This is a genomic window from Streptomyces sp. NPDC096040 (genome assembly GCF_040303265.1).
Taxonomy (GTDB): domain Bacteria; phylum Actinomycetota; class Actinomycetes; order Streptomycetales; family Streptomycetaceae; genus Streptomyces.
The window spans coordinates 126,643-148,752 of sequence record NZ_JBEOTA010000005.1 but is presented as its reverse complement, the minus strand read 5'-3'; the positions used below and the strand labels follow the sequence as shown (position 1 = coordinate 148,752).

Genomic DNA, 22,110 nt, shown 5'->3' with positions numbered 1-22,110 from the left:
ACCCGCATGTTCTGGCCGATGTTCGCGGTAGCTGTGGGTTTCGTGGGTCTCGCCGTGCTCGGCGTGCTCGCCGTCCGGGTCTTCCTGGAGGCACGGCGCCTCGGCGCGCAGGTCGCGGACTCGGCACGGCGCATCAACCGGGCCGCCGAGGACCTGGAGCGGGCCGCGGCCAGTGCCGCCCGTACTGTGGACACCCTCTGAGACCTGCTGTGGAAGCGGTGTGAGTACTGCGCCGTAAGCGGTTTGTGTCACTTCGCCCTGTCACGGTGCCCGCCCCGGCAGGTACGCTGCTGCTCGCGGGGCGGAGAACGAGGCCCGTACCGCGGACCGGGCGTACGCACGGGGATTGCCTGACGTTTACCCCTGAGCGTTACGATCGCTGTGAGCACGATTACTCGGACAGATGTCCGGCTGATCGGACAGCACCCCACCCAGCCGCCTCGGTGAGAAGGTAAAGACTTATGTTCGGAAGGCTCGGCGCTCCCGAGATCATTCTCATCCTTGTCGTCGTCATCCTGCTGTTCGGCGCGAAGAAGCTTCCGGACATGGCTCGCTCGCTCGGCAAGTCCGCGCGCATCCTCAAGAGCGAGGCCAAGGCGATGAAGGAAGACGGCAACAGCACCTCCTCCGCCCAGGCGCCCGCCTCCGGCGAGCAGGCCCAGGCCCAGCGCACCATCCAGGCGTCCCCCGGCGACGTGACCAGCTCCCGCCCGGTCAACGAGCCGTCGGACACCACCCAGCGCTGACGCAAGGCCGGTGACCCCCGGCCTGCCGCACGAGATGAGGACGTGGGTTGCCCAAGTCTGCCCGCAAACAGGAGAGGGATCCCGAGGGGCGGATGCCCCTCGCGGATCACCTTCGTGAGCTCCGCAACCGGCTCGCGAAGGCCATGCTGGCCATCGTCATCGTGACGGTGGTCGCCGCCTTCTTCTACAACGACATCATCAACTTTCTGACCACGCCGATCCTCGACTCGGTCGGTTGCCACCAGACCTTCGCTGAGCTGGCCAAGGCGAGCGACAACAAGAAGTGCGCGCAGATCACCATCAACGGTCTGCTCGCCCCCTTCACGCTCGCCCTCCAGGTCTCGCTGACGGCCGGTGTCGTGTTCGCGTCGCCGATCTGGCTGTACCAGCTGTGGGCCTTCGTCGCGCCCGGTCTGCACCGGCACGAGAAGAAGTACGCGTACGCCTTCGTCTTCACCGGCGCCCCGCTGTTCCTGGCCGGCGCGTTCTTCGCGTACGAGGTGCTGCCCACCACCGCGAAGGTGCTGATCGACTTCACGCCGAACGGCAGCATCACCAACCTGCTGCCACTGGACGACCTGCTTCAGCTGGTCACCCGCATGGTGATCGTCTTCGGGCTCTCCTTCGAACTTCCCCTGCTGCTGGTGATGCTCAATCTCACCGGCATCATCACCGGCAAGCGGATGCTCGGCTGGTGGCGGGGCATGATCCTCGGCATCACGGTCTTCGCCGCCGTCGCCACGCCGAGCACCGACCCGCTCTCCATGCTGGCACTCGCCGGGCCGATCTGGGTGCTGTACTTCGGCGCCGTCCTCTTCTCGCTGGGCAATGACCGGCGCAAGCGCCGCCGCGAGGCCGACGGGCCCGACGACGACGAGGCCTCCGACCTCGACCTCACCCCCGAGGACATCGGCGAGATCGAGACCGTCTCCGCCACCCGCGCGCTGCCCGAGACCCCGGAGCGGGTCAACGGCTACGACGACGTGACCTGACCGGGACCCGCGCCAGTCACCGAAGCCACCGAGAGGTGCCCGCGTCCCACGACGCGGGCACCTCGTTGTTGTCCGTTGTCCCATGTTCCGGATAATGATCGTCCTGTTGTCAGTGGGGACCGGTACGCTCGAAAGCACGATGACAGAGGACCTCTCACCGGCCGAGCGGTATGCGGCGGCCCGCAGGCGGGCCGCCGAGCAGGCCACCGCGCTCGCGTCTTTCCGCGAGATGTACGAATTCGGCCTCGACCCCTTCCAGATCGAGGCCTGCCAGGCGCTCGAAGCAGGGAAGGGCGTACTGGTGGCCGCCCCCACCGGCTCCGGCAAGACGATCGTGGGCGAGTTCGCCGTCCACCTCGCCCTCATGCAGGGCAAGAAGTGCTTCTACACGACACCCATCAAGGCGCTGTCGAACCAGAAGTACGCCGACCTCTGCCGCCGCTACGGCGACGGCATGGTCGGCCTGCTCACCGGAGACAACAGCATCAACCCGGACGCCGCCGTGGTCGTCATGACCACCGAGGTCCTGCGGAACATGCTGTACGCGGGCTCCCAGACCCTCCTCGGCCTCGGCTATGTGGTCATGGACGAGGTCCACTACCTCTCCGACCGCTTCCGCGGCGCCGTCTGGGAAGAGGTGATCATCCATCTCCCCGAGTCCGTGACCCTGGTCTCCCTGTCGGCGACCGTGTCCAACGCCGAGGAGTTCGGTGACTGGCTCGACACGGTCCGCGGCGACACCGAGGTCATCGTCTCCGAACACCGGCCCGTCCCGCTGTTCCAGCATGTGCTCGCCGGACGCCGGATGTACGACCTGTTCGAGGAGGGCGAGGGTCAGAAGAAGGCCGTCAACCCCGACCTCACCCGGCTGGCCCGGATGGAGGCGAGCAGACCGTCCTACCAGGACCGCAGGCGCGGGCGTGCCATGCGCGAGGCCGACCGGGAGCGGGAGCGCCGGCAGCGGTCCAGGGTGTGGACACCCGGACGCCCCGAGGTCATCGAGCGGCTCGACTCCGAGGGCCTGCTGCCCGCCATCACCTTCATCTTCAGCCGCGCCGCCTGCGAAGCCGCCGTCCAGCAGTGCCTGTACGCCGGCCTCCGGCTCAACGACGACGAAGCGCGGGAACGGGTGCGCGCCCTCGTAGAGGAGCGCACCTCGTCGATCCCGCACGAGGACCTGCACGTCCTCGGCTACTACGAATGGCTGGAGGGCCTGGAGCGCGGTATCGCCGCCCACCACGCGGGCATGCTCCCGACCTTCAAGGAGGTCGTCGAGGAACTCTTCGTACGCGGCCTGGTGAAGGCCGTGTTCGCCACCGAGACCCTCGCGCTCGGCATCAACATGCCCGCGCGCTCGGTGGTGTTGGAGAAGCTCGTCAAGTGGAACGGCGAGCAGCACGCCGACATCACCCCCGGCGAGTACACCCAGCTGACGGGCCGTGCGGGCCGGCGGGGCATCGACATCGAGGGTCATGCCGTGGTGCTGTGGCAGCGGGGATTCAGCCCCGAGCATCTCGCAGGGCTCGCGGGTACGCGTACCTATCCGCTGCGCTCCAGCTTCAAGCCGTCGTACAACATGGCGGTCAACCTGGTCGAGCAGTTCGGGCGGCACCGGTCGCGGGAACTCCTGGAGACCTCGTTCGCGCAGTTCCAGGCCGACAAGTCGGTCGTCGGGATCTCCCGCCAGGTGCAGCGCAACGAGGAAGGACTCGAAGGCTACAAGGAGTCCATGACCTGCCACCTCGGCGACTTCGAGGAGTACGCGCGACTGCGGCGTGAGCTGAAGGACCGCGAGACCGAACTCGTTCGGCAGGGCGCGGCCGATCGGCGCGCCGAGGCGGCGGTGGCGCTGGAGAAGCTCAAGCCGGGCGATGTCATCCATGTGCCGACGGGCAAGTACGCCGGGCTCGCCCTGGTGCTGGACCCCGGGCTGCCCGCCGGGCGGTCCAACGGCCACCGCGGCTTCGAGCAGCACGACGGGCCACGGCCGCTGGTGCTGACCGCCGAACGACAGGTCAAGCGGCTGGCATCGATGGACTTCCCGGTGCCCGTCGAGGCGCTGGAGCGGATGCGGATCCCCAAGTCCTTCAACCCCCGCTCCCCGCAGTCCCGTCGCGACCTCGCGTCCGCGCTGCGCACCAAGGCCGGGCACATTCCGCCGGAGCGGGCCCGCAAGAAGCGGTCTCAGGCCGCCGACGACCGCGAGATCGCACGGCTGCGGACCGCGCTCCGGGCGCACCCCTGCCATGGCTGCAACGACCGGGAGGACCACGCCCGCTGGGCCGAGCGCTACCACCGGCTGATGCGGGACACCTCACAGCTGGAGCGGCGGATCGAAGGTCGGACCAACACCATCGCCCGCACCTTCGACCGGATCGTGGCACTGCTGACCGAGTTGGACTACCTGCGCGGCGACGAGGTCACCAAGCACGGAAAGCGGCTGGCCCGGCTGTACGGCGAGCTGGATCTGCTCGCCAGCGAATGCCTGCGGGCCGGGGTCTGGGAGGGGCTCGGTCCCGCCGAACTGGCCGCGTGCGTTTCGGCGCTGGTCTACGAGTCGCGTGCCGCTGACGACGCGATGGCCCCGAAGCTGCCCTCCGGGAAGGCCAAGGCCGCGCTCGGTGAGATGGTGCGGATCTGGGGGCGGCTTGACGCGCTGGAGGAGGAGTTCCGGATCACCCAGACCGAGGGCGTCGGTCAGCGGGAACCGGACCTCGGCTTCGCCTGGGCCGCGTACATGTGGGCGTCGGGGACGGGGCTGGACGAGGTGCTGCGGGAGGCGGAGATGCCCGCGGGGGACTTCGTGCGGTGGTGCAAGCAGGTCATCGACGTGCTCGGACAGATTGCCGCGGCGGCTCCGGTGGAGGGGCCGACTGTGGCGAAGACCGCTCGGAAGGCGGTTGATCTGGTACTGCGGGGAGTCGTGGCCTACTCGTCGGTGGGGTGACGGCTTCGGCGGCGGGTGCGGGTGCGGGTGGGTGGGGGCTGGTCGCGCAGTCCCCCGCGCCCCTTTGGGTAGGTCACGCTTCCCGGCGCTCCAAGTACTTGCGCCAGCCGTCGTACGACGTGATGTCCTCGGCGCCCCTCAAAGCGCTCGGTTCGCACAGGAAACCGGGGGCGCTTGTGTTGTCTGCCAGGTCCACCCTGCCCAGAGCCATCGGGTGGGGGAGCTGTGCGAGCAGGTGGCCCAGGCCCTCCGCCGGTAGGCGCCAGATCTCCGTCTCGATCGCTGCACCTCCCTCGTCCACCCGCACCAGGCCCGGCTTCGGTGGAGTGGTCGGCAGGGCGTAGAGCCGGTACGTCGGTGCTGTCGTCGTCGTGCGGTCCAGTACGGCTCCCATGGCCAGGAGCTGTGAATTCAGTGGCTGGCCTGTCAGGTGTGCGCCCACCACCGCAAGGCTCACCCTTGGCTCCAGGGAGCGGGCGATCGTGGCCAGGCGGTCGTCGGTGAAGGCGGGGCCGATCAGCATCACACCGAACGGCAGTCCGTTCACCTCTCCCGCCGGCACCGCCACCGCCGCCAGGTCGAAGAGGTTCGTGAAGTTGGTGAAGCGGCCCAGGCGGGCGTTGGCGCCCAGGGGGTCGGCCGCCACCTCGGCCAGGGTGGGGTGGCCGGGGGCCGTGGGGAGCAGCAGGGCATCCGCGTCGGCCAGTTCGGCCAGGGCGCGGGCGCGCAGGGCGGACAAGCGGTCCTGGTCGGTGAAGAGTCGGTGGGCCGTGATGTCGCGGGCCCGGGTGATGATGCCGGTGACCGTGGGGTCCAGGCCTTCGCCGCCGGAAGACAGCAACTTGTCGACAAAGGAGCCCACCGCCGTGTAGCGCTCGGCCACGAACGCGCCCTCGTAGAGCATCGCCGCCGCCTCGGCGAAGGGGGTCAGGTCGAGCGGGCGGATCGAGGCGCCCGAAGCGGCCAGCCGCGCGACCGCTTCCTCGTACGCCTCCGCCCAGCCCTCGTCCAGTTCGCCGAGCTGAGAGAGCGGCGGGACGGCGATCCGCCAGGGGCCCGGGGCTCGCTGGGGCAGGGGCGGGAGTGTGCGGTCCGGCGGGGACGCCATGTACGACAGTGCCTGCTCGGCCTCCGGGAGCGTGCGGGCGAACACCGTCACGCAGTCGATCGAGGCGCAGGCCGGGACCACCCCGGCCGTGGGCACCAGGCCCCTGGTCGGCTTCAGTCCGACGATGCCGTTGAAGGCGGCCGGGATCCGGCCCGAACCCGCCGTGTCCGTGCCGAGGGCGAAGTCGACGATCCCGAGGGCCACCGCCACCGCCGAACCCGAGCTGGAGCCGCCGCTGATCCTGGCGGGGTCGATCGCGTTGCGGACCGCGCCGTACGGGGAACGGGTGCCGACCAGGCCCGTCGCGAACTGGTCGAGGTTGGTGGTGCCCAGGACCAGTGCGCCGGCCGCGCGCAGGCGGGCCACCACCGGGGCGTCGCCCTCCGGCTCGTAGGCGTATGCCGGGCAGCCCGCCGTCGTGGGCAGTCCCTGTACGTCGATGTTGCCCTTGGCGGCGAACAGGCGCCCGGCGAGGGGGAGGCGCTCGCCCGTGGCCACCCGTTCGTCGATCGCTCGGGCCTCCGCCTCCACCTCCTTGCGTGGGCGCAGGTCGATCCAGATCTCGGGGCGGTCGACCGCTTCGATACGCGCGTAGGCGGCACGGACACGGGAGACGGTGCTGGACATGCTCTCTTGCTCCTGTCGGTCAGTTCGCGCTCGGTGCGAGGACCAGCAGTGCCGTCCCCGCCTCCACCTGGTCGCCCGGCCTCGCCAGGATCTCCGTCACCACTCCGGCCATCGGCGCATGCACCCTGGACTCCATCTTCATCGCCTCCAGGGCGAGGAGGGGTTGGCCGGTGGTCACCTCGTCGCCGGGTGCCACGTTCAACTGCCATACGGAGGCCGCGAATTCGGCCTCTATCAGACGGCCGCCCGGCGGGACGGACACCTCGGCCGGTGCGGTGGAGGCGGGTGCCGTCGCCGTCTGTGCCCTCGCGAACTCGCCGGCCGCCTCCCAGGCGTCGCGCTCCGCGGCGAAGGCCTGCTGCTGGCGTGTCCTGAACTCCTCGACGGCATCCGCGTGTTCGGAGAGAAACTCCTGGTAGGACGCCATCGAGAAGGTCCCCTCCTCGATACGCGGCACGAACCTGCCGGAGGTGATGTCGGCCCGCAGGTCCAGGAGTTCCTCCGCGGACACCGGATACCAACTGATCCGGTCGAAGAAGCGCAACAGCCACGGCGAGCCCGGCTCGAACGCCCCGCGTTGCTGCCAGCCCGACCACACCTGGGTCGTACGGCCCACGAACTGGTAGCCGCCCGGGCCCTCCATGCCGTAGACGCACAGGTAGGCGCCGCCGATGCCGACGGAGTTCTCGGCGGTCCAGGTCCGGGCCGGGTTGTACTTCGTGGTGACCAGGCGGTGGCGCGGGTCGAGCGGGGTGGCGACCGGGGCTCCCAGGTAGACATCGCCGAGGCCCAGGACCAGGTACTCCGCGTCGAAGACCGTGCGATAGACGTCCTCGACCGAGTCCAGGCCGTTGATCCGGCGGATGAACTCGATGTTCCACGGGCACCAGGGGGCGTCGTCGCGGACGCCCGCCATGTAGCGGGCGATCGCCTCACGGGTCGCCGGGTCGTCCCAGGAGAGGGGGAGATGGACCGTGCGGGACGGGACCACCAGTTCGTCGGTGGGCGGGAGTCCCACGACGATCTCCCTTACGGCGGAAAGGAGTTCGGACTGGGTGAGAAGACCCGGGTCGGTCCGGATCTGGAGCGAACGGATGCCCGGGGTGAGGTCGGTGACGCCGTGCAGGTCCGCTGCCGTCACCGCCTCCATCAGCGCGTGGACGCGCATCCGCAGGGCCAGATCCAGTTGCATCGGGCCGAACTCGACCAGCAGGTTGTCGTCGCCGCTGCGACGGTAGGTCACGTCCCCGTCGCGGGCCAGGACACCGCCGTCGACGATCTCGGGGCGGGGCGCGCCCGTCACGTCTACCGGGGCGAATCGGACCGTGTCGCCGGGGCGGAGCTGGCCCAGCTTCCAGCGCTCGCCGCTCAGAACGGTCGCCGGGCACACGAAGCCGCCGAGGGAGGGGCCGTCGGGGCCGAGCAGGACGGGCATGTCGCCGGTGTAGTCCACGGCGCCGACCGAGTACGGGGTGTCATGGATGTTGGACGGGTGCAGACCCGCCTCGCCGCCGTCGGTGCGTGCCCAGCGCGGTTTGGGGCCGACCAGCCGGACCCCGGTGCGCGCCGAGTTGAAGTGCACCTTCCACTCGGCGGCGTAGAAGTCGCGGATGTCGTCCTCGGTGAAGAACTCCGGGGCGGCATGGGGGCCTTCGGCGGCCGCGATGTGCCAGACGGCGGTGAAGCGCGGGCGCTCGGCGACGGGCTCGCCGTCCGCGACGGCGCCGCCGTGCAGGACGTCACCCGTTCGCAGCGCCCTGCCGCCGTGGCCGCCGAAACGGCCCAGCGTGAAGGTGCTCGCACTGCCGAGGAAGGCGGGCACGTCCAGGCCGCCGCCGGCGAAGAGGACGTAGGTGCGCAGGCCGTGTTCGGTGGGGGCGCCGATCTCCAGCAGCCCGCCCGCCGGGACCGTCACAGGCTCCCACTGGGCGATCGGCGTGCCGTCGAGGGTCACCGGGGCCGGGGCGCCGGTCACGCAGACGGTTGTGGGGTGGGTGAAGCGCAGGGCCGGCCCCTGGAGGGTGCATTCCAGGCCGGGGGCGCCCTCCGGGTTGCCCAGTGCGCGGTTGCCGAGCCGGAAGGAGCGGTCGTCCATCGGACCGCACGGGGGCACCCCGACCTGCCAGTAGCCGGTGCGGCCCGGCCAGTCCTGGACCGTGGTGAGCGTGCCGGCGGCGACGACCTCGATCCGGGGGGTCGGGTCGGTGACCGTGGCGAGGGTCGCCGTCGAGTGGGCGGCGGCCCGGAAGTCCGGTTCGGTGAGTGCGGCACGCACCAGACCCAGGTTGGTCTCGATGCCGTCGACACGGGTGCGGGCCAGCGCCTCGTCGAGGGCGCGCAGGGCCTGGGTGCGGTCGGGGCCGTAGGCGATCACCTTCGCGAGCATCGGGTCGTACGACGTCGTCACCTCGGTGCCGGTCTCCACCCAGCCGTCGACGCGTACCCCCTCCGGGAACTCCACCCGGGTCAGCAGACCGGCGCTGGGCCGGTGGTCGCGGGAGGGGCCCTCGGCGTAGACACGGGCCTCGACGGCATGACCGCGCGGCTCGCCCGGATCCCGGACGACGTCGCTCTCGCCCCTCGCCAGGCGGAGCATCCAGGCGACGAGGTCGACGCCGTAGATCTCCTCGGTGACCGGATGTTCCACCTGGAGCCGGGTGTTGACCTCCAGGAAGTAGGGCTCCTCGCGTGCCGCGTCGTACACGAACTCGACGGTGCCCGCGGAGCGGTAGCCCACCGCAGCGCACAGGTCGCGCGCGGAGGCGGCGAGCTGTGCACGCACCTGCGACGGCAGGCCGGGGGCCGGGGCCTCCTCGACCACCTTCTGGTTGCGGCGCTGGAGGGAACAGTCCCGGTCGCCGAAGGTGACGACCCTGCCCGTGCCGTCGCCGAAGACCTGGACCTCGACATGGCGGGCGTGCTCGACCAGGCGTTCCAGGAAGACCCCGGCGGAGGAGAAGGAGGCGGCGGCCACGCGCTGGACCCGGTCCCAGGCGTCGGTCAGTTCGGCGGCCGATCGACATGCCGACATACCGATGCCGCCACCGCCGCCGGTGGCCTTGAGCATCACGGGATAGCCGATGGCGGACGCCTCGCGCAGCGCCTCGGCCAGGTCGGAGAGGAGCCCGGTGCCCGGTGCGAGGGGCACTCCGGCCGCCTGAGCCGCCGCCCGCGCCGTGTGCTTCGCGCCGAACAGCTCCAGCTGCTCCGGCGTCGGGCCGACGAACACGATCCCGGCCTCCTCGCAGCGCCGTGCGAAAGCGGCGTCCTCGGACAGGAAGCCGTACCCGGGGTGGATCGCCCCCGCGCCGGTGTCCTTGGCGGCCTTCAGGACCAGGTCGGCGTCGAGGTACGACTCCTTCGCCGGGGCCGGGCCGAGCCGTACCGCCTCGTCGGCGAGGCGGACATGGGGAGCCGAGCGGTCGGGGTCGGAGTAGACGGCGACCGTGCGCAGGCCCAGTTCGCGGGCGGTGCGGATGACACGGACGGCTATCTCGCCCCGGTTGGCGATCAGCAGGGTGTCGAAGCTCATCCGGCGGCCCCGATCGTCATCTCCACCGCTGTCGGGTCGAAGCCGTTGCACGGGTTGTTGATCTGGGGGCAGTTGGAGACCAGGACGAGGACGTCCCGTTCGGCGCGCAGGGTCAGTTTCCGGCCCGGTGCCGAGAGGCCGTCGACGATGCCGAGCGTGCCGTCCTTCTCGACCGGCACGTTCATGTACCAGTTGATGTTGGACACCAGGTCGCGCTTGCCGAGGCCGTGCTTCGCGCCCTCCGCCAGGAAGTTGTCCACGCAGGCGTGCTGCGACCAGGTGTGGTGGCCGTAGCGCAGGGTGTTGGACTCCTTGGAGCAGGCGCCGCCGACCGTGTCGTGGCGGCCGACCTCGTCGGCGACCACGGTCATCAGCGGGGTGTGTTCGTTGGAGAGCAGCACACTGCCGGTGGTGAGGAAGATGCCGCCCTGGGCGTGGACGGTGTCGGGAGCGCTGTAGCGGACCGCCGTGTCGTGGGCGTCGTAGACGAGGAAGTCGACGGCCTGGTTGCCGTGCAGGTCGGTGATGGTCAGGGTCTCGCCGTCGCGGATGACGGCGGACCAGGCGGCGCGGGCCGGGACGACGGTCTGCGTGGTCATGCGAGCCCCCTCGCGGCGAGGAATTCGGCGGTGTTCAGGAAGGCGCGGCGGCCCTCGGGGGTGGCGTCCCAGAGCGGGTCGCCGGGCGGGGTCGGGGCGGCGCGCCAGGCCAGGACCTCCAGGGGGGTGCTGACGTAGTCGGGGCGTGGGTCGGCCGGGTGCGGGACGTTCGCGATCAGTACGGTCACGTCCTGCTCGGCGCGGAGCGTGACGCTGCCGCCGGGGCCGGCCGAGCCGGTGAAGTCCAGCGTGCCGTCGTCGCGTACCTCCACGCCCTGGAAGAACGACAGGGACGGCGGCAGGTCGCGCGGTTCGAGGCCGTTCTTGGCCGCCGCCAGCTTGAACAGCTCGCGGCCGGCGGGGGAGGGCGACTGCGGGGTGCCGTCGCCGTAGCGGGCGGTGTTGCGGACCAGGGTGGAGGTGCCGCACAGGGCGTCGTGCCTGCCGGAGGTGTCGGCGACGACGGAGGCGAGGACCCGGCCCTGGTCGGAGAGGAGCAGCACACCCTCGCCGAGGTAGGCGTTCCACTGGACCTTGACCGTGTCGGCGACGTTCAGCCGCTCCCAGGGGCGGCCCGCGACGTAGAGCAGGAGGTGGGCGCAGGCGTCGCCGAGCGGGTCGGTCAGGCGCACCTCGGTGCCGCGGGCCAGGACGCGGTGCGTGTAGTTGCCCCCCGCCACCGTCTCCGCCCACACCAGGTGGCCGGCCTCGCAGGGCGGGTCCGGCCAGTCGGCCGCCGGTACGACGGGCATGGCCTCGGCGCGGGTGCCCTCTTGGGCGCGGGCATGCGCCCGGGCTCCGTACGTGGTCGCTGTCGCCATCGCTGACCTCCGGCTCCGTGGGCTCGGTGTTGTTTCTGTCGCCCGACAGAAATTAGGGGCGGGGCGGGTCGAGGGCGTTGCCGGGGTGTTCCGGCCCGGTTACCGAGGGCTCACCGGGGGAGCGCGGCCGGACTGCCGGGCCTCGTGGTGATCGTCGTACGGCGTCGTGTGCGAGGATCGAGCGCATGGGGACGAGCAGTGGCCGTCGGGTCGGCCGGCCGCGGGCGGCGCAGCGGCCGGACAGCGGCCTGGACCCGCGGGCCGAACTGCTCGTGGCCGCGGCCGAGTTGTTCACCACCCGTGGCTACGCGGCCACCACCACCCGGGCCGTCGCCGAGCGGGCGGGCATGCGGCAGGCGTCGATGTACCACTACGTCTCCGGCAAGGAGGAACTCCTTGCCGCGCTCCTGGAGTCCACCGTCACGCCGTCGCTGGACTGGGCGCGTGAGCTGCTCGCGGACGACATGGCCCCGGCCGAGGAGCGGCTGCGGGCCCTGTGCCGGGCCGACGTGGAGCTGCTGTGCACCGGGCCGCACAACCTCGGCGCGCTCTACCTGCTGCCCGAGGTGCACACCGAGCGGTTCGCCGGATTCCATGCCGTGCGGGCCGAACTCAAGGACGCCTACCGGCAGTTGATCGCCGCGACGGTCGTCGGTGGGGGGCTCGCCAAGGGGGAGCTGGAGCTGCGGACCGATCTCGTCTTCGGGCTGATCGAGGGCGTCATCCTGATCCACCGCTCCGAACCGGACCGTCCCGTCGACGAGTTCGCCCGCGCCACGGCCGACGCGGCGCTGCGGATCGCGGGGGTCTGAACCCGGCGGAGGTTTCGGCTCGGGGGACTGTTTCACCCGTCACGGTGAGTCATCTTCGTACGCCCGTACATCGTGACGCAATGTGTGCGAACAAATGCCCTGCGTGCAAAACGACCGAGGGTACTCCAGTCGTTTGGGCGCTTTCAGGTGCTTGCCGAATATGACACGGCGTTGATCCGGTCGGACTAAGCTCGCCCGCGGCGCACCGAGTTGAGGTGAATTCGGGCGCCTGTTCCCAATCATACGGAAGATCCTGACTGCTCCATGAACCTTCCCCCCACGAACTTCCCCGACACCCAGCCGATTCGTCTCAGAAGGCATACATGGTGAGTGTGCAATCGCCTCCCAAAGGCCGTGAACTTCCCGTGGCGCGCGTGCTGTTGCTGCCCGCCATACTGATGGCCGCGGCAACCGTGACCGGCGTCATCCTGGTGGCGGGGACCGCTGCCCGAACCGCCGTAGGCGGGTGCGGGGCCGTCGGCCTGCTGCTGGTGCTCGCGACGGCGGCGGAAGCGGTACGTCGCGGCCGCACTGTGCGGGATGTGCGTGCGGACCATGCCCGTAACTCCGCGTACTTGGAACAGCGCATCGCCGCCCACGACCAGGAGATCGTCCGCTTCGGACAGGAGATCCTGCCCGAAGCGCTCTACCGGCTGCGCTCCGGCGAATCCCCCGCAGAGGCGATTCGCCAGACCGTCGACAGCGAACCGGCCTGGCGTGACATCCCGGAGTCGCAGCGCGCGTTGCTCCGCTACGTGCTCGGCATCGTGGACACCGAGGAGATCATGCGCGACTCCGCGCAGCGCTCCTTCGTCAGCGTCGCCCGCCGCGTCCAGGCAATCGTCCACCAACAGGCCAAAGAACTCCGGGAGATGGAGGAGGACCACGGTCGTAACCCCGAGGTCTTCGACGACCTGCTGCGCATCGACCACGGCAACGCGCTGATCGGCCGCCTCGCCGACTCCATCTCCGTCCTCGGCGGCGGCCGGCCCGGCCGCCAGTGGCCGCAGCCCATTACGCTGTACAGCACGCTGCGCGGCGCGATGTCGCGGATCCTGGAGTACCGCCGGATCTCGCTGGACTCCATCGCCCAGGTCAACATCAAGGGCATCTCCGTCGAGCCGGTCATCCACGCCGCCGCCGAACTCCTCGACAACGCGACGCGCTACTCGCCGCCGCAGACCAAGGTGCATGTCACCGCCGTCGAGGTGCAGACCGGCGTCGCCATCGAGATCGAGGACTCCGGCGTCAGCCTGAGCGAGGAGGCCCGGGCCCGTGCCGAGGACATGATCGAACGGGCCAAGGCCGGTGTCGACCTCCAGGACCTCGGCGAGAGCCCCCGTCTCGGCCTGGCCGTCGTGGGCCGCCTGTGCCGGGCGTACAACATGCAGGTCTCGCTGCGGCCGTCGGCGTACGGCGGAGTCCGCGCGGTCCTGATCGTGCCGTCCGACATGATGACCACCGACGCCGCAGTCGGGAAGGCGCACGGCATCGGCGCCACCGCCGCGCCCAAGCTCGAACTCGGTGCCGTGGAGGGTCCCAAGCGCGCGCCCAAGCGTCGCCGCCCCACCACCGCACCGCGGATCCCGGTGACGGTCAGCATGGAGGACGACGTCCCCGAGGTCACCGAGTGGACGGCGAACGGCCTGCCCCAGCGCCGCAGCCGGGTCAAGATCCCACTCTCCCAGCGGTACGCCGAGGCGGCGGCCGCGGAAGCCGCCGAGGAGGCCGCCCGGGCGGCCCGGCCGTGGGCGCCCGACCCCGAGCCGGAGCAGAGGGACGAACCCGAACCGGGGTTGTGGGTCGAGGCGTTCATGAAAGGACTCAAGGGCGCCCCGGACCCGACCGCTATCACCCAGAAGACCGAGCCGGCCCGCGACGAGGCCGATGACGAGGGGGACCTCAAGTGATCCAGCAGCGTGGCAACTTCGACTGGATGCTCAGGGATCTCGCCAACGGCGTACCCGGCATCGAGCAGATCGTGGTGCTCTCCGCCGACGGCCTGCGCATCGCCCGCCACGGCGGCGATCCGGACGCCGCCGACCGTGTCGCGGCGGCCTGCGCGGGACTGCAGAGCCTGGCGGGCGCCGTCGCCCAGGAGATCCCGGACAGCACCGGCAAGATGAAGATGGTCATCATCGAGATCGACGGCGGCTACTTCTACCTGATGGCCGCGGGACCCAACGCCTACCTCGCGGTGCTCTCCGACGTGGTCGCCGAACCCGGGTACATGAGTGGCCACATGCGCGACCTCGTCGTGCGGATCGGCGCCCATCTGACCAGTCCCCCCAGGCGCAACGGGCAGACCGTATGACTCCTCCGAAACGCCAGCGGCGCCATCTCAGGGAAGAGCCCCTTCCGGAGCCCCGCACATCGGGCGAGGAGAAGGGCGAGGACAAGGACGTCGAGCGGCTGTACGTGCTCACGGGCGCGGTCACGGACGGCGAGCGCGCGCCCCTCGACCTGGTCACCTTAATCGTGGCGCGCGCCGACCCGCCGCCGTCCTCTCCGCCGGAGCAGTCGGCGCTGATCCGGCTCTGCAAGGCCCCCCTGTCCGTGGCCGAGTTGTCGGCCTACCTCAGTCTGCCGTTCAGCGTGGTGACCGTCCTGCTCACCGAGCTGCTGACGGCGGAACTGGTACAGGCGCGCGCCCCGATCGTCCGCCAGGCGCTCCCCGACCGTTCCCTCCTCGAAACAGTGATGCATGGACTTCAAAAGCTCTGACACCATCACGGGTCCACGAACAGAGAACCATCTTCCGCACACGGCCCAGGCCGCGGTGAAGATCGTGATCGTCGGCGGCTTCGGGGTCGGCAAGACGACCATGGTCGGCTCGGTCAGCGAAATCACTCCGCTGACCACCGAGGAGACCATGACGCAGGCCGGCGTCGGAGTCGACGACAACTACGGCTCGGACACCAAGACGGCCACCACCGTCGCCATGGACTTCGGCCGCATCAGCATCACCGAGCAACTGGTGCTGTACCTCTTCGGCACCCCGGGCCAGGAACGCTTCTGGTTCCTGTGGAGCGGCCTGTTCGAAGGCGCCCTCGGCGCTGTCGTCCTGATCGACACCCGGCGCCTCGAAGTGAGCTTCGACGTCATAGGGCGACTGGAGGAGCGAGGCGTGCCCTTCGTCATCGCCGTCAACTCCTTCCCGGATGCGCCCCGTTACCCGATCGAGGACCTCCGCTCGGCACTCGACCTGACGCCGGAGATCCCCATCGTGGAGTGCGACGCACGCCGCCGGGCCTCCAGCCGCGACACGCTCATGACGCTGATGCGCTTTCTGCATTCCCTGGAGATGGCGAAGACGTCCGTCTGAACGCAGCAATCAGCAATCCGCAGATCCATTTCAGTTTCGGAGCGATCACAGTGACGCCTGAATCCAACTCCCTGACCGGTACGGACGACCCCTCGCTCGGGCCGCCCCCCGGCTGCCCCGCACACGGCCTGGGCCCCGGCGGGCTGCGCCGGCTCTACGGCGCCGAGGCCGAGGACCTGGGAGCCGTGTACGAGAAACTCCGCGCCGAACACGGCTCCGTGGCTCCCGCGCTGCTCCACGACGACGTGCCGATCTGGGTGGTGCTCGGCCACAGCGAGAACATGCACATGGTGAGCACCCCCTCGCAGTACTGCAAGGACAACCGGTTGTGGGCCCCGATGCGGGACGGCATGGTCAAGCCCGACCACCCGCTCATGCCGCACTTCGCCTGGCAGCCCATCTGCGCCCACGCCGAGGGTGACGAGCACCTGCGGTTGCGCGGCGCGGTCACCGGCGCGATGTCGACCATCGACCACCGGGGCATCCGCCGCCACATCAACCGCGCGACGCAGTACCTCGTCAACAAATTCTGCGAGGAGGGCACCGCAGACCTGGTCGGTCAGTTCGCCGAGCACCTGCCGATGGCGGTGATGTGCGAGATCCTCGGCATGCCTGAGGAGTACGGCGACCGGTTGGTGCAGGCCGCCCGCGACTGTCTCAAAGGCAGCGAGACCGCGCTCGCCAGTCACTCCTACGTCATGGACGTCCTTGGCCGGCTCGCCGCCCGCCGCCGCGCCCAGCCCCAGGAGGACTTCACCAGCCACCTCGTCACGCACCCGGCCGGACTCACCGACGACGAGGTCAGGGAACACCTGCGCGTGGTGCTCCTCGCCGCCTACGAGGCCACCGCCAATCTCCTCGCCAACGTGCTGCGCGTGGTGCTCACCGACCCCGGCTTCCGCGCCCAGCTGAACGGCGGCCAGATGACTGTGCCCGAGGCGGTCGAGCAGACCCTGTGGGACGAGCCGCCGTTCAGTACCGTGTTCGCCTACTTCGCCAAGCAGGACACCGAGCTGGGCGGCCAGCGCATCCGCAAGGGCGACGGACTCCTCCTCGGTATCGCACCGGGCAACGTCGACCCGCGAGTCCGCCCCGACCTCAGGGCCAACATGCAGGGCAACCGCTCCCACCTCGCCTTCAGCGGTGGCCCCCACGAGTGCCCGGGTCAGGACATCGGCCGCGCCATCGCCGACGTCGGCGTCGATGCGCTGCTGACCCGCGTCCCGGACGTCCAACTCGCCTGCGAAGAGGACGAGCTGCGCTGGCGGTCGTCCATCTCGAACCGGCACCTGGTGGAACTGCCGGTGACGTTCGCACCGAAGCCCCAGCAGGACATCATGCAGCGGCCCGCTGTCAATCCGGTGCCGCCGCAGCGCCCGAACAGCCGGCAGACCGGCACGGAGCAGCCACAGCCAGAGGCTCCGGAGCCGCCCATCCCGGCCGGCGAGCCCACGTCGGCACCCGAACCGGCGCGCCGACCGGGCGTGTTCCGGCGCATCCTGGAATGGTGGCGCGGCAACTGAGCCGACCGGGCACCGGGAGGGCTATGCCGCCCACTCCTCGTACGACGACCAGGCCCTCAGCACACGCGGGCTGACGAACCGGTGCTCGCGGCCCGTGACCGGGTCGGTGAACTCCAGGACCCGCGCCAGCAGTTGGAGCGGACGACGGAAGTCACCGGCCGCCACGGGGCCGGTGACCACCGGATAGAGAGGATCGCCGAGGATCGGCACCCCCAACGCGCTCATGTGCGCCCTCAGCTGGTGTGTCTGCCCGGTACGAGGCATCAGCCGGTACCGGGCACGCCCGTTCCGGTGCTCCAGCAACTCGACCCGGGTAACGGCGTTGGGCTCGCCGTCGACCTCGCGAGCCGCCACGACCCCGCGCTCCTTGACGATCCGGCTGCGCACGGTACGGGGCAGGACCAGCACGGGGTCGTACGGCGCCACGGCCTCGTACTCCTTCGCCACCCGCTTGTCCCGGAACAGCGACTGGTACGCGCCGCGCTCCTCGGGCCGCACGGTGAACAGCACCAGCCCGGCCGTCAACCGGTCCAGCCGGTGTGCAGCGCCCAGCGTCGGGACGCCCAGCTGCCTCCGCAGCCGTGCCAGGGCCGTCTCGGCGACATGGCTGCCACGCGGCGTGGTGGCCAGGAAGTGCGGCTTGTCGGCCACCACCACGTGCTCGTCCTGGTAGAGGACTTCGACCGTGAAGGGCACTTGCTCCTCGGCTGGCAGCTCCCGGTGGAACCAGATGAACATCCCAGGCACGTACGCCATGTCCCGCGGCACCGGACGCCCGTGGACGTCCACGATCCGCCCCGCGTCGAGCATTCCGTCGATCACCCCGGCCTCGGCCGCGAGCCGCGCCACGAGATGATCCCGCACGGTCGCCCACGCGTCCCCGGCAGGCAACCGCACCCGCACCGCATCCACTCCCTCGCGCTGCGGCAGGGGAGAGGGCGGGGACGGAGCACGGCGTCTCATCCGATCAAGCATACGAGGGCCGTGGCGAGCTCGCTCGGCGCTCGTCCAGTGGTTCTTGCGCCGCAGGTCGGCTCCCGAGGCGCTTGCTCTCTCGCCTGTTCAGGCGGGGAGCCTCGTCGGTTGTGTCTCCGGCCGCGCACTCTGGTGGAGGGGGTGACCGCACGACTCGGCGATCCGATGCCGCCTTGCCGCATCGAATACCTTCTCGAGCCATTCATCTGTCGGCACCTTGCCGAAGAGCCGCTCGAGCTCGCGGGCCATCGGCGGAGCCAGCGGGAACCGCCTTCCATGTCGGCGTTCCTGGTAACGGTCCTGAATCTGCACGAAGAGAAAGCCGCTGCGGCCAAAGTGAACCAATGGCTCGGGTGCACCGGAGAAGACCAGGTCGTCGATGAGGTCGAGGTAGATCGACCGGTAGTTTGCCTTCCTTTCCTCCGACCGGGTTTCATTTGATGTCGGCTGATGGTTGTCCACCGAGTAGATGCCGAGCGCCGACTTGCACAGATCCATGGAGAGGCAGTCGCAAATGGCGCTGTCCATGAGCCAGTTGAAGGAAACCGGGCCCGTTCCGCTGTTCCGGGCAACCATGATGGCGGTGCCATAGGCATTTCCGGTGTTACCCCGGAACATGACCCCGTCCCACATGTCCGGCGAGTCGCTCAGCTCGGCGTGGAGGCCGATTTGTTCGTTCCCCGGGTGGAAGTCCATCTTCTCCGCGTACTGGACCACCGCTTGCCGGACCAGCGACAGCAACGCATGGGTCGCGTCACGCCCCCAGTCGGCCGCGTCCATCGCCTGCACCAGGTCAGGTACGGACCGGCCGTACATGCGGAAGCGGCCATTGACCAGATCGAGCGGGGGGATGCAGATGTCGTCGATGATGGTGGCGAAGGCTATGTAGTGAAGGCCCAGCGGATCCGCGCCATACCGCTCGCCACACCAACAGGCCATCCACTGGATGGTGTCACGGCATGCGCGTGACACCGTGTCAGCAGCATTGACATCATGCTTCTTTGTCCAGTCGGAGTAGTGTTCCGGGTTCCTGACGCGTCGTCCTCCGGCCGTGTCCCACTGTTCTACGACCTTGTCCAGTAACGGCCACACATTCACGCGGTGGCGCTGTGTGACCGGGCCTACGTAGCCCTTTCCCCCCATAACGGCGTACAGATGAGCGGTCTGCTTGTTGTAACGCGACCTCATGGTCGAGGGGCGGACAGTTGTCGCCGGATTTCGCGGGTAGTGCAGGAATGTACACGCCGTACTGCGATCACAGTCCCGTCCGCACCAAAGATCGTGCGCACGATGCAGCAGTTCCTGAGTGCCCTGTGATTCTGACAGCTGCTCCAGAGCCTCCTGGGCAGAGCCCTTCCAAGCGAGCATGTCCGGGGTTATTGTCCCGACCTCAACGCCACTTGCTGTCATAGCCCGAGCCTCCGCAAGAAATTCCCACTTCTGGCCGTGATGCCAAGCGTGCGTCGACGTCGGTCGCCGTGCAGGGGCGTATTGCGAGCGTACAGCGGCATACGAGGGGGCGCACTTGGCTGAAATGTCGTCACCGATGATAGCTGTTGGGCTTGATCAGGCAATAGTTGATTCTCATACACCCTCAGGTCTTGCGACATCTGATCGTTTCTGACGTTGTTCGGTCGCACGGGGGTGATGTGACGCCGACGACGCATGTGGCGGGACGTGAACTCAAGACCAGATCACTAGGCCGCCTCCGGCACGGCCACCGCCGCCGGCTGCTCGGCCCGGGTCAACCGCCACAAGGCACCCAGTCCAACCGTCACCGCCAGGAAGAGGACGGTGAACCACCGGAAGTACCAGTGGCCCCCACTGGGGTCGTACACCGCCCCCCGAGGCCAGGCCAGGTTCACGGACATCGCCAGCCCGTACAGCAGCGCGACCGCGTTGACCGGCACCCCCCACCGCCCCAGCGAGAACAACGCCGCCCCGGTCTCGTCCGTCCCCTCGGCACGGAACTCACCCCGCAGCCGCCGCACCAGCAGCGGCCCGGTGACCATCGCGTACGCGAGATACAGCATCACGATGCACGTCGTACCGATCGCCAGGAACGCATCCGGCGAGGCGAAGTTGAGCAGCAGCAACACGGCGGCCAGCACCCCGACCACCACGGCCGGCGCTCCTGGCATCCCCGTACGGGGATTGACCCGCGCCAGCCGGCCGGCGAACGGCAGTTGCCCGTCACGGGCCATGGAGAACAGCATGCGAGAGGCCGCGGTCTGGATGGCCAGCGTCGCCACCGCGATGGCCACCACCACGTCGGCCAGCAACGCCCGGCCCACCCCGTCGCCGAGGCTGCTGGTCAGGACGTAACTCAGCCCGTCCACTCCCAGCCGCCCGTCGGTCAGACTCGGCGCGGCCAGCAGGCCGCCGAGGACGACAAGGCCGCCCAGCAGCCCCGCCGCCCCGAGCGCCGTAAGGATCGTGCGCGGCGCCGTCCGCCGCGGCTGGTGCGTCTCCTCGCTCATCTCGCCCGCGCTGTCGAAGCCGATCATCACGTAGGCGGCCGTGAACGAACCGATCAGCAGGGCGCCCAGCAGGCCTCCCTCCGCGGCCGTCCCGGTGTGGAAGGTGATGCCGGGGGAGCGCTTGGAATGGGTGAGCAGCAGCACGATGATCAGGACCGCGCCGATGATCTCGGCAGTCACCCCGACCCGGTTGATCACGGACATCACCCGGTTGTCCATGATGTTCACGAGGGTGGTCAGCAGCAGCAGGACGACGCCCAGGACGGCCGCGTTGGCGGCTCCGTCGGCCGAAGTCGGCGCGGAGTCCGTGCCGACGAGCTGGAAGCCGGACCAGAGCGCGGGCAGCACCATCTGCAGGGCCAGCGCCGCCGCCGCGACCACCACGATCTGCCCGATCACCATGATCCAGCCGGCGAACCAGCCGAAGGACGGGTTCGACAGGCGTGAGGACCACTGGTAGATCGCGCCCGAGATCGGATAGCGCCCCGCGAGTTCGGCGAAGCAGGCGGCCACCAGCAACTGGCCGATCAGCACGGCCGGCCAGGCCCAGAAGAAGACCGGGCCGCCGAAGGCGTACCCGAAGGCGAAGAACTGGAAGACGGTCGTCAGTACGGAGATGAAGGAGAACCCGGCGGCGAACGAGGCGTACCGGCCGAGGCTGCGGTGCAGCTCCTGGCGGTAGCCGAACTCCTCCAGGGAGTGGTCGTCGGTCTCCTTCAGGGAGCGGTCGTAGGTGGTCGTCACGGCGGTACCTGCCTGTCAGGCGGATTTCCTGTCGGGCGACAGAAATTAGGGACACGCTGTTTCGACGGCGTCACGCCGGCGTATCCGGGGCGGGCCCAAGTCCTCACGCCCTTGCGAAGCCACTCCGAACGCGATACATCGTGTGTATTGACGGTCACGCTGGGGACGCGATATGTTCGGCCGCGGATATTCGGAAGCGAGGTGGTTCGATATGGCGGCGAAGCGGCGCAAGCTCAGCAATCCGCTGGCGCTCGTCGTGCTGACGACCCTCTGGCAGAAGCCGATGCATCCGTACGAGATCGCCCAGACCATGCGCCGTCAGGGCAAGGACACCAGCACCCGGATCAACTACGGCTCGCTCTACACGGTCATGCAGAACCTGGAGAAGCACGGCTTCGTCGAGGTGGCCGACGTGGAGCGGCAGGGCAACCGCCCGGAGCGCACGGTCTACGGCATCACCGACGCCGGGCGCGAGGAGATGGTCCACTGGCTGTCGGACCTGGTGGCCGTCCCGGTGAAGGAGTACCCGATCTTCGAGACAGCGCTCTCACTGATGGGCGCCCTGCCGCCCGACGAGGTCGCGCGCCTGCTGGAGGAGCGGCTGCGCTCCCTGGAGGTGGAGGTCACCGGCGGCCGGGCCGTGCTGGAGAAGCTGCACGAGACGCTGCCCCGGCTGTTCGTCGTCGAGGTCGAGTACCACCTGCACATGCTGGAGGCGCAGACGGAATGGGTCCGCGGCTTCGTGCGGGAGATACAGGACGGTTCACTGGCGGGCGTCGAGGGCTGGCGCCGGTTCCATGAGACCGGCGAGTACCCGCCGGAGTTCACGGAGGTGGACCAGTAACAGAAACAGACCCCGGCAGAGCTGTTGCAGCAGCT

The 22,110-nt window shown here is 69.6% G+C and carries 17 protein-coding genes and 1 pseudogene; 11 read left to right on the top strand and 7 right to left on the bottom strand.

All coding sequences use genetic code 11. The annotated features are described in order from the left end of the window. The first annotated feature begins 6 nt into the window (after positions 1-6). From ABTY98_RS08005 to ABTY98_RS07990, 4 genes are all read left to right on the top strand, one after another. Positions 7-201: a hypothetical protein gene (locus tag ABTY98_RS08005; RefSeq protein WP_352220017.1), complete on the top strand. Its 195-nt coding sequence runs from the start codon at positions 7-9 to the stop codon at positions 199-201. A gap of 260 nt (positions 202-461) precedes the next feature. After that, entirely contained in the window at positions 462-746 is a 285-nt protein-coding gene (tatA, locus tag ABTY98_RS08000) for a Sec-independent protein translocase subunit TatA (protein ID WP_352220016.1), read from the top strand. A gap of 47 nt (positions 747-793) precedes the next feature. After that, the gene (gene tatC / locus ABTY98_RS07995) at positions 794-1,738 is read left to right on the top strand and encodes a twin-arginine translocase subunit TatC (RefSeq protein ID WP_352220015.1); all 945 of its coding nucleotides are present in this window, start codon (positions 794-796) and stop codon (positions 1,736-1,738) included. 94 nt (positions 1,739-1,832) lie between these two features. After that, positions 1,833-4,685, top strand: a complete 2,853-nt coding sequence (locus tag ABTY98_RS07990) for a DEAD/DEAH box helicase (protein ID WP_352220197.1) — start codon at positions 1,833-1,835, stop codon at positions 4,683-4,685. 73 nt (positions 4,686-4,758) lie between these two features. On the opposite strand, the pseudogene atzF reads toward ABTY98_RS07990, so the two are convergent. From atzF to ABTY98_RS07970, 4 genes and pseudogenes are all read right to left on the bottom strand, one after another. Beyond that, positions 4,759-6,435: pseudogene (gene atzF, locus ABTY98_RS07985) on the bottom strand (allophanate hydrolase); the annotation flags it as partial. A gap of 4 nt (positions 6,436-6,439) precedes the next feature. Then, positions 6,440-9,952, bottom strand: coding sequence for a 5-oxoprolinase/urea amidolyase family protein (locus ABTY98_RS07980; RefSeq protein WP_352220014.1), 3,513 nt, complete (start codon positions 9,950-9,952; stop codon positions 6,440-6,442). Next, entirely contained in the window at positions 9,949-10,551 is a 603-nt protein-coding gene (locus ABTY98_RS07975) for an urea amidolyase associated protein UAAP2 (protein WP_352220013.1), read from the bottom strand. Before ABTY98_RS07975 ends, ABTY98_RS07980 begins: the two co-directional genes overlap by 4 nt. Continuing rightward, positions 10,548-11,372, bottom strand: a complete 825-nt coding sequence (locus ABTY98_RS07970) for an urea amidolyase associated protein UAAP1 (RefSeq protein ID WP_352220012.1) — start codon at positions 11,370-11,372, stop codon at positions 10,548-10,550. The genes ABTY98_RS07975 and ABTY98_RS07970 overlap by 4 nt, the downstream gene beginning before the upstream one ends. Before the next feature lie 185 nt (positions 11,373-11,557). On the opposite strand from ABTY98_RS07970, the gene ABTY98_RS07965 reads away from it, so the two are divergent. The 6 genes from ABTY98_RS07965 to ABTY98_RS07940 all read left to right on the top strand — a co-directional run bounded on the left by ABTY98_RS07965 (position 11,558) and on the right by ABTY98_RS07940 (position 17,032). Further along, on the top strand, positions 11,558-12,184 hold the full coding sequence (locus ABTY98_RS07965) for a TetR/AcrR family transcriptional regulator (RefSeq protein WP_352220011.1): 627 nt from the start codon (positions 11,558-11,560) through the stop codon (positions 12,182-12,184). Positions 12,185-12,507: 323 nt separating this feature from the next. Further along, positions 12,508-14,094 carry a sensor histidine kinase gene (locus tag ABTY98_RS07960; protein ID WP_352220010.1) on the top strand — a complete coding sequence of 529 codons (1,587 nt, stop codon included), beginning with the start codon at positions 12,508-12,510 and terminating at the stop codon, positions 14,092-14,094. Continuing rightward, on the top strand, positions 14,091-14,498 hold the full coding sequence (locus ABTY98_RS07955) for a roadblock/LC7 domain-containing protein (protein WP_352220009.1): 408 nt from the start codon (positions 14,091-14,093) through the stop codon (positions 14,496-14,498). Before ABTY98_RS07960 ends, ABTY98_RS07955 begins: the two co-directional genes overlap by 4 nt. After that, positions 14,495-14,908 carry a DUF742 domain-containing protein gene (locus ABTY98_RS07950; RefSeq protein ID WP_352220008.1) on the top strand — a complete coding sequence of 138 codons (414 nt, stop codon included), beginning with the start codon at positions 14,495-14,497 and terminating at the stop codon, positions 14,906-14,908. The genes ABTY98_RS07955 and ABTY98_RS07950 overlap by 4 nt, the downstream gene beginning before the upstream one ends. Next, entirely contained in the window at positions 14,889-15,509 is a 621-nt protein-coding gene (locus ABTY98_RS07945; protein WP_352220007.1) for a GTP-binding protein, read from the top strand. The genes ABTY98_RS07950 and ABTY98_RS07945 overlap by 20 nt, the downstream gene beginning before the upstream one ends. Positions 15,510-15,559: 50 nt before the next feature. Then, a complete protein-coding gene (locus tag ABTY98_RS07940) occupies positions 15,560-17,032 on the top strand; it encodes a cytochrome P450 (RefSeq protein ID WP_352220006.1) in 1,473 nt (490 codons plus the stop codon). Positions 17,033-17,053: 21 nt separating this feature from the next. On the opposite strand, the gene ABTY98_RS07935 is transcribed toward ABTY98_RS07940, so the two are convergent. The 3 genes from ABTY98_RS07935 to ABTY98_RS07925 form a co-directional block, all read right to left on the bottom strand. After that, entirely contained in the window at positions 17,054-17,995 is a 942-nt protein-coding gene (locus ABTY98_RS07935; RefSeq protein ID WP_352220005.1) for an RluA family pseudouridine synthase, read from the bottom strand. Positions 17,996-18,094: 99 nt separating this feature from the next. Then, positions 18,095-19,105 (bottom strand): hypothetical protein, encoded by a 1,011-nt coding sequence (locus ABTY98_RS07930; protein WP_352220004.1) that lies wholly within the window; start codon positions 19,103-19,105, stop codon positions 18,095-18,097. Positions 19,106-19,704: 599 nt separating this feature from the next. Continuing rightward, on the bottom strand, positions 19,705-21,231 hold the full coding sequence (locus ABTY98_RS07925) for an amino acid permease (protein WP_352220003.1): 1,527 nt from the start codon (positions 21,229-21,231) through the stop codon (positions 19,705-19,707). Between the two features lie 211 nt (positions 21,232-21,442). On the opposite strand from ABTY98_RS07925, the gene ABTY98_RS07920 reads away from it, so the two are divergent. After that, on the top strand, positions 21,443-22,075 hold the full coding sequence (locus tag ABTY98_RS07920; protein WP_352220002.1) for a PadR family transcriptional regulator: 633 nt from the start codon (positions 21,443-21,445) through the stop codon (positions 22,073-22,075). Positions 22,076-22,110 lie beyond the last annotated feature (35 nt).

Bases quoted from the DNA above. Each gene is read 5' to 3' on its own strand.
- ABTY98_RS08005 (WP_352220017.1), top strand. From the start codon at position 7: ATGTTCTGGCCGATGTTCGCGGTAGCTGTGGGTTTCGTGGGTCTCGCC.
- tatA (WP_352220016.1), top strand. From the start codon at position 462: ATGTTCGGAAGGCTCGGCGCTCCCGAGATCATTCTCATCCTTGTCGTC.
- ABTY98_RS07990 (WP_352220197.1), top strand. From the start codon at position 1,833: ATGATCGTCCTGTTGTCAGTGGGGACCGGTACGCTCGAAAGCACGATG.
- ABTY98_RS07980 (WP_352220014.1), bottom strand. From the start codon at position 9,952: ATGAGCTTCGACACCCTGCTGATCGCCAACCGGGGCGAGATAGCCGTC.
- ABTY98_RS07975 (WP_352220013.1), bottom strand. From the start codon at position 10,551: ATGACCACGCAGACCGTCGTCCCGGCCCGCGCCGCCTGGTCCGCCGTC.
- ABTY98_RS07970 (WP_352220012.1), bottom strand. From the start codon at position 11,372: ATGGCGACAGCGACCACGTACGGAGCCCGGGCGCATGCCCGCGCCCAA.
- ABTY98_RS07965 (WP_352220011.1), top strand. From the start codon at position 11,558: ATGGGGACGAGCAGTGGCCGTCGGGTCGGCCGGCCGCGGGCGGCGCAG.
- ABTY98_RS07960 (WP_352220010.1), top strand. From the start codon at position 12,508: ATGGTGAGTGTGCAATCGCCTCCCAAAGGCCGTGAACTTCCCGTGGCG.
- ABTY98_RS07950 (WP_352220008.1), top strand. From the start codon at position 14,495: ATGACTCCTCCGAAACGCCAGCGGCGCCATCTCAGGGAAGAGCCCCTT.
- ABTY98_RS07945 (WP_352220007.1), top strand. From the start codon at position 14,889: ATGGACTTCAAAAGCTCTGACACCATCACGGGTCCACGAACAGAGAAC.
- ABTY98_RS07935 (WP_352220005.1), bottom strand. From the start codon at position 17,995: ATGAGACGCCGTGCTCCGTCCCCGCCCTCTCCCCTGCCGCAGCGCGAG.
- ABTY98_RS07920 (WP_352220002.1), top strand. From the start codon at position 21,443: ATGGCGGCGAAGCGGCGCAAGCTCAGCAATCCGCTGGCGCTCGTCGTG.